The 6,922-nt window shown below is 55.6% G+C and carries 4 protein-coding genes and 2 pseudogenes; 4 read left to right on the top strand and 2 right to left on the bottom strand.

Annotated elements, in window-relative coordinates:
- Together ASE89_RS21205 and ASE89_RS20425 are read left to right on the top strand one after the other, a co-directional pair.
- Window positions 1-184: pseudogene (locus ASE89_RS21205) on the top strand (DsbA family protein); the annotation flags it as partial.
- A gap of 323 nt (window positions 185-507) precedes the next feature.
- A complete protein-coding gene (locus ASE89_RS20425) occupies window positions 508-690 on the top strand; it encodes a hypothetical protein (protein WP_081877423.1) in 183 nt (60 codons plus the stop codon).
- A gap of 214 nt (window positions 691-904) precedes the next feature.
- On the opposite strand, the gene ASE89_RS19855 is transcribed toward ASE89_RS20425, so the two are convergent.
- Together ASE89_RS19855 and ASE89_RS12205 are read right to left on the bottom strand one after the other, a co-directional pair.
- Complete coding sequence (locus ASE89_RS19855; protein ID WP_082451462.1) at window positions 905-1,651, bottom strand: Crp/Fnr family transcriptional regulator; 747 nt, start codon at window positions 1,649-1,651, stop codon at window positions 905-907.
- A 217-nt stretch (window positions 1,652-1,868) separates the two neighbouring features.
- Window positions 1,869-2,350: pseudogene (locus ASE89_RS12205) on the bottom strand (IS5 family transposase); the annotation flags it as partial.
- A gap of 1,377 nt (window positions 2,351-3,727) precedes the next feature.
- Between ASE89_RS12205 and ASE89_RS21590 the strand changes: the two are divergent.
- Both ASE89_RS21590 and ASE89_RS12195 read left to right on the top strand, forming a co-directional pair.
- The gene (locus tag ASE89_RS21590; protein WP_082451461.1) at window positions 3,728-3,982 is read left to right on the top strand and encodes an integrase core domain-containing protein; all 255 of its coding nucleotides are present in this window, start codon (window positions 3,728-3,730) and stop codon (window positions 3,980-3,982) included.
- Window positions 3,983-4,132: 150 nt separating this feature from the next.
- Window positions 4,133-6,715, top strand: a complete 2,583-nt coding sequence (locus ASE89_RS12195) for a sensor domain-containing protein (protein ID WP_056678108.1) — start codon at window positions 4,133-4,135, stop codon at window positions 6,713-6,715.
- Window positions 6,716-6,922: the final 207 nt, after the last annotated feature.

The raw sequence follows: 6,922 nt of genomic DNA, 5'->3' as shown, positions 1-6,922 counted from the left end.
GACGACGTGGCTTGCTTTACATGCAGAAGCCGTCGTCGCGCGCCTACGTGCAAACGGTCAAGAGGCCTATTCGATCGGTCTGACCGGCACCCCGGGCTATCTTGCCGGACGTATGCTGGCGATGGGAGCGATCGAGACAAGTGACTTTAAACGGCTGTTTGCGCGGGCGCGAGCGGACGGCTGATGATCCGGGAGGATGCAAACATGATCGAACGCCCTGTCGGAAGAAACACGTAAGTCGTCACAGGCAGGATCGCCGATCGCGTCTTGAGCCGATCAAGAGGCTGTCGTCGGAGGATATTCTTCGGTCATGCACCAGTCAGAGACGACAGGTCGACCTTCTCAGATACGCTCCTAACCCAAGTATTTTTGGCTGATGTTTTGTGTGACGTAGATCCTTCTGCAACGAAAAGGTTTGCCCGGATTATGACGCCGCGTCTGCAACATGATCGCCCAGCGAACGTTAATGGCCGTGTCTAAAGTGCACGGCGAACCAAGGAACGGCGCATGGAAGTGAACACCGAGGGCGAAGACACGGGCTCAGAACGACGTGAAATACACTTCCTTGCGGCCCTATTGGACGAGTTGATGCGAAAGATGCTCGCAGCCGGCGCCCTGACGCAGGCCGACTTAAACGAGATCGAATCAGCCGCAGCTAAGCGGGTCGGTGGGCAGCCGCGTGCTTGGTAGTTTCCGGCTTCTCCCAACACGGCAGTGATGACCTTTGCAAACTGTGACGAGGTATACCCGATCAGTTTTGATCTAGTGAAAGCCCGCGCCGGCTGGTAGCTTGATGACGCAAACGCCTCAGACCGTCCGAAAACGTCATGACGGATTCCAGCGTGGCGGCCGGATTGAAACTGTCGATGTGAATGAAGCTTTGCCGAAAAGATTGACCGGCTAATTAAACATCTAGCCTTACCTCTCTAGAATGCAAGTACCGAGTACTAAAGTCAGCTATGCTTTGTAGCCGATTCCAATCGACAAAACGAATGTTTTTCCCATCTCGTGCTATCAAACTATCTCGGGTCAGAAGCTGAAGCATTCTGTTTATGTGAACAGCGGTAAGCCCAAGAGCATCACCAAGCTGCTCCTGTGTCAGTGTAAGTTCAAAAGATCGATTGTTGATCTTATCTGTGCCGCCAGTTCTAACGGCAAACTCGCAGAGGAAATGCGCGAGCCGGGCGCGGGCGTCTCGTCGGCCTATGTTCAATATCAGTTCGCGAAGGATGGACGCTTCGGTCAACATGATCCTGCTTATGGCATGACGTACAACCACAAACTCGTCTGAGATGGACTTTAACAGATCGCTTTGTACGATGACTATTTTGCATCGGGTAAGTGCTTGGATATTGTAATCTAGCGTATCCAGGTAAAGACTTTCCAATCCTAACATATCCCCGGGCATCTTGATCGAAAAAATCTGGCGGTCGCCATTGCGGCTTGTTTTCTGGTAAACAAGCAAGCCGGACGCCAGCACGCCACACTTTTCGGCAAAAGCGCCCTCTCGAACGAAAAAGCTTCCTGGATGCAACTGCTTATCCACATAAGGCATCTGTAGGATTGCTTCAATTGCCTGGTCCGGGATATGAGCGCGTTCGCCTAGCTTCTCCACAATCCGGGCGAGTGGATTTTCGTCAGGCCGAGGCATTTATTTTGTCCTGCTTATCGAACGACCACAGCTTTTCGGCGGATATGAATGGGGGATCACGAGCCCACCTTAGCATTATTAACCTAAGGTAGGAAAGGCACGCGCCGAGACTTTGTCATCTAGCCGCATTGGTTTCGACACTTAGTCTTTGTGAGCATTGTCATAGCCGGAAGGTGGTGGAACAAGGCTGATACGCCCTAGGGTCACGACTCATTGATCAGAGCCAGGGGATGACGGTGGCGGCGAGCGCGATAGCGGAAAAGAAGACGGTCGGGCATCGATCGTAGCGGGTAGCGACGCGGCGTGAGTCCTTGCGACGACCGAACATAATCTCGATGCGGCTCCGGCTTTGGTAGCGGCGCTTGTCATATTTGACGGGGATGATCCGGGATTTTCGCCCCGGAATGCAAGGCGTTATGCTCTTTGCCTGCAGGGCGTCCCTGTACCAGTCTGCGTCATAGCCTCGGTCGGCCAGCATCCACTGCGCCTTGGGTAGATCCTCAAGCAACGCGGCAGCGCCGGTGTAGTCGCTCACCTGGCCAGCGGTCATGAAGAAGCTGAGCGGCCTACCTTCTGGATCGGTGACGGCGTGCAGCTTCGTATTCATACCGCCTTTGGTGCGACCGATGAGGCGCCTAAGACCCGCTTTTTTACCCGCAGGCTAGACGCCGTGCGGTGCGCCTTCAGATAGGTCGCTTCTTAAAAACGGCAAATGCAATAACGCGAGCAGACGTCAAGCTGACTATAGCGACTATATATAATTTACAGGCCGTAATAAAGTGTCACGTAGGGCATGCCAGTCGGAAACGCCGTAGGCTGCATCATACCATTCTGTTCTATCGTTCGATAGCGCATAACGCATCATATTGAGCGTTAACGCAGCATCTTCATCGAAGTCGGTCAGCGTTTGCTCATATCGATGTTAACCTATCGCGTTTCTGCTTGGGTGCGCCACCGGCAGGCCCCAAGGACTTATTATCGTCATGGTACCACGCTAACGCCCCTGTTGGACAAATCGACTGGACAGCAACATCTGCTAACATCTGAACAATTTGGACGTTTCTTTAAACCGTAGCGGTTGCGATACCGCTTTACGCAAATTTGACCGTCTTTCAGGTTGGCTCCCCCATAATGGGCTCGAAAGAACAGTGATGCTTGAATATCGCGTATATGTTATTGGTAACGATGGTAGGATTATCGAGCGCATCGATCTGGAGTGTCCAAATGATGCAAAGGCCGTTTCGGACGTAAAGACCTACGTCCGGAAAAATGATGTCGAGATATGGTGCGGCCAGAGGGTCGTTACCGTTCTGCATCCTCTAGCCTGATTGAGAATGTCGAACGATTTGCGCTACAAACGCCTGAGGTGAAGAGTAATTCGCAGGCCGAATGGGTGTCGTGTATGAGCCCAGCTTGCCTTCTCGAATGACTCCGTCGGGTGCTTGATCATGCCAGCGAACCAATAGAGAACCATTTTTTCTCAGTTCAAGGTCGTAGGGATGATTCTGCATCGCCTTTGGATCGATGCCTAATTCCCTGGCAACACGAGCGTGCTGATCTTTTGTTTCCTCGTTTGGCATAATCTGTCTCAGCGCCCCGCTCTGTTTCAATACTGAGGCGACAAACCTTCCAAAGATAAGGATTGATCCCGCCGATTTTTTCCAAAACGGTATTAGCGCTGAACGGTTGGCCCTACTCGACCAAACGAAGACGACGCGGCAGCGGTCGCCCTTCGGGGTTCCACGAGTTTTCCTAATCGCTATCCGTACGGATCGATTAATGCGCGGGTAATTTGCTCGTTGGCGTAAGCCCGTCACCAACGTCAAAGCCTTGAAAAGGTAAAGTGCATTCGGAAAGGGGTAAGCGTTTATCCCGTCGCCTTACCCGGCCGATATCTCGTGACCTAAACGACAACAGCAATCTTTTTAAGCTACGGACAGGTGAACCGAGTGCCCGAGCCGATCGAGTGGCTTACCGACAACGGCAGCTGCTACACCGTTCGCAGCACACGCGCCTTCGTCCGAGACATCGGGTTGATCACGTGTACGATCCCGGTCAGCAGTCCTCAATCGAGGCATGGCTAAGGCGTTCGTTCGCACTCTCAAGCGCGATTACGTCCGCGTGAACCCCAGGCCGAATGCGCAGAGCGTCATCAACCAACTGCCTGGCTGGTTTGCCCATTATAACGAGGTGCATCCGCACCGCGCTTTGCGCTATCGATCATCAGGCGAGTTCATTGCGAAACCTGCGAGGCGCTGTCAGAGCTTTAAGGGACGACAACACAGAGATAAAAACCTTGCCGCTGCTCACCTCACTCTTATAGACCGTTAAGTCTAAACGACTTGCCGTTGATCAACTGACTACGGTCTCGAACGTGGTCGCGATCAGCTCTTTATGTTACGACCTGCCAAAGGGCCTCAATGGGTCTGAGTCATAGTTAAGACTCGGTGCCTATTGTTTTCGCTGGGGGACAGGTTCCAGATGAGCGAGGAAAGTCGTTTGCACCGCGCTGCGGCTCACATCGAGACCACTGCGCGCAAGGAGCCTTCCCCAGGCCGTGATGATTGGGCGGCCGCGCCAGTCTCCAACGCCTTCGGGCAGTCTTCCGAGCGATATGCCTATCTGGTCGAGTTCGGCCCGTTTATCCCCTGGATAGCACTCCCGAATGGCACGATAGTGGATGTGGGACCGCGCGGGCTTCAGAAGCTTGGGTTCGCGACGCACGAGGTGTTGCGCGCACAGTGGCGAAGCACAATCCACAAAGCCGACCGTAAGGTTCTCCAGCAGGCGTGGCGTAACGCGAATGAGGGCGAATGTGCCCTGGAGATTGAATGTCGCATCCGTCTGGCGGATGGGCAATACCGCTGGTTCCACGTCCGCGCCACCGCGCTACGGGATCCATACGGCCAAATCCTACGGTGGTGCGGCACAGCCGAGGATTGCGACGAGAGGCGTTGCGCGACGGACAAGTTGCGCGCCAGCGAGGAACGTTACCGCCTCGCGACCAAGGCGACGAACGACGTGGTCTGGGACTGGGACTTCAATACGGGTCAGTTGACCTGGGGCGAAGCGATGTGCAGCCAGTTGGGCCATGTTCTCAGCCCCGAAACAAACCACGGGGATTGGTGGAAGGCGCAGATTCATACCGACGACCGAGCGCGCGTTTCTGCCAGCATCGAAGAGGTAATAAGCACCGGTTCAAGCGAGCGATGGCGGGAGTGCTATCGTTTCCGACGCGGTGATGGACGGTATGCGGACATCGTCGACTGCGGGTTCGTGGTGACAGACGAGAATGGCAAAGCCACCCGCATGGTCGGGGCGATGATGGATATGACCGAACGCAACCGCGCCGCGGCTGCGCTTCACCTGAGCGAGGAGCGCTATCGCTATACAATTGAATTGTGCGAGCAGATCGCTTGGACCGCTTCGCATGACGGCACGTTAATTGAGGTCGGGTCGGCATGGTCGCGACTGACCGGGCGCCCGCTTGAGGAAGCGCTCGGGACACGTTTATTGCGCTCCGTCCACTTTGACGACGTGACCCGGCTCCGGAGCCACTGGAAGCAAAGCATCGCGACCGGTCAGCCGCTCAACTGTATATATCGCCTAATGCTGCAGGACGGGTCCTTCAGGTGGATGCGCTCGCGCGGTGCCCCTTTGCGCAACGACACCGGCGTTATTTCACGCTGGTATGGCACGACCGAAGACGTCCATGAGCAGCGTCTGGCGGAATTGGATGTGGCGTGGCGCGCGAGCCATGACGTGCTGACCGGTCTCGCCAACCGCGCCACGTTCCAGAAATGCCTCGAGGGCGCATTGCAGCGCGCTACATTGCGGGGCGGTCCATCGGCAGTGATCATTTTTGACATCGATCGGTTCAAACTCATCAATGACCGATACGGCCACGCAGCTGGCGACACTGTACTACGTTGGATCGCGGAACGATTGACGGCCCTTGAGTGCGGCACGCCGGCGCGGCTTGGCGGCGACGAGTTTGCTGTGCTGCTTCAGGCCTCTAATCAAGTGGGGGTTGAACAGCAGGCGCATGACATAGTCTCCGCACTACACGGTGTAGTAGAGGTGGACGATATCCGGATCGAATGTCAGGTGAGCGCAGGGCTTGCGATTTACCCCTTGCATGGCCCCACGGCCGAGGAGCTGCTCCGGAGCGCTGACCTCGCGCTGTACGATGCCAAGGCCAGTGGTCGAAATTGCTTGCGCCCATTCAGGCCAGAACTGCGCGCTGAGCTCCAGCGCCACGTGTCCATGCTCGCTGTAGGTCGTGAAGCGCTAAGCGCCGAGTGGATTAGGCCCTTCTACCAGCCCAAGGTAGATCTTCTCACAGGTAAGGTCGTTGGCTTCGAGGCATTGCTGCGCTGGGATCATCCCACGCAGGGGGTACAGACGCCTGACACACTGGCAGCCGCCTTCGACGACCGCGATCTTGGATGTCAGATTAGCGCGTTCATGCAGCGCCAGGTGATCGGTGACATGCGACATTGGTTGCAATCGGGGGTGGCATTCGGCCATGTCGCGCTGAACGCCTCTGGGGTAGACCTACGCCGCCCCGGCTATGCCGACGAGCTACTGGGGCGTCTGGCGGCCGCGGGCGTACCTGCTGCCATGGTGGAGATCGAGATTGTCGAGTCAGTGTTTCTCGGTCGGGACCTCGACATCGTGGAGGAGGCCTTCGCCATCTTAAGCCGGGCGGGCATTTCTCTTTCCCTCGACGACTTCGGTACTGGCTACGCCTCGCTGTCGCATCTCCAACGCTTTCCAGTGTCGGTTTTGAAGATCGACCGGTCCTTCGTTACGCCGCTACTGGCGGACTGCAGGGACGCGCCGATCGTGAACGCCGTGATTGGCCTCGCGACGGGTTTTCGAATGAAAACCGTGGCTGAAGGTATCGAGACGGCAGAACAGGCGCTTTTGCTACGCCGTGCCGGTTGCGATATCGGACAAGGCTTCTTCTTCAGCCCTGCACGGCCAGCGGCCGACATCCCCGAACTTACACGACGTCGTTTTTCACAGTGCCTGTCCGGTGTAGCGGCGCTTAATTGCTGACATGATCGGCTTTCAGGGCCTGCTACTCTGAGTCAGTTATTCCTCCACCCTCGTTGCAAGGCAACCACGTCTATTTTATGCAAGGCAGACGAGGTATGAAAGATCCTTTTGTCTTGGGATCGCAAAGTTCTGATAAGTGTCGTTACACAGCGTAACCAAATTCATTAATTTGATCGATCACCTACTTTTAGGTATAGCTTATTGCTC

The sequence above is a fragment of the Sphingomonas sp. Leaf30 genome (genome assembly GCF_001422525.1).
GTDB lineage: Bacteria > Pseudomonadota > Alphaproteobacteria > Sphingomonadales > Sphingomonadaceae > Sphingomonas > Sphingomonas aerolata.
This window is presented reverse-complemented; position numbering and strand designations above follow the sequence as displayed.

Coding starts and splice junctions, on each gene's coding strand:
- ASE89_RS21590 (WP_082451461.1), top strand. CDS start 3,728: ATGGCTAAGGCGTTCGTTCGCACTCTCAAGCGCGATTACGTCCGCGTG.
- ASE89_RS19855 (WP_082451462.1), bottom strand. CDS start 1,651: ATGCCTCGGCCTGACGAAAATCCACTCGCCCGGATTGTGGAGAAGCTA.
- ASE89_RS20425 (WP_081877423.1), top strand. CDS start 508: ATGGAAGTGAACACCGAGGGCGAAGACACGGGCTCAGAACGACGTGAA.
- ASE89_RS12195 (WP_056678108.1), top strand. CDS start 4,133: ATGAGCGAGGAAAGTCGTTTGCACCGCGCTGCGGCTCACATCGAGACC.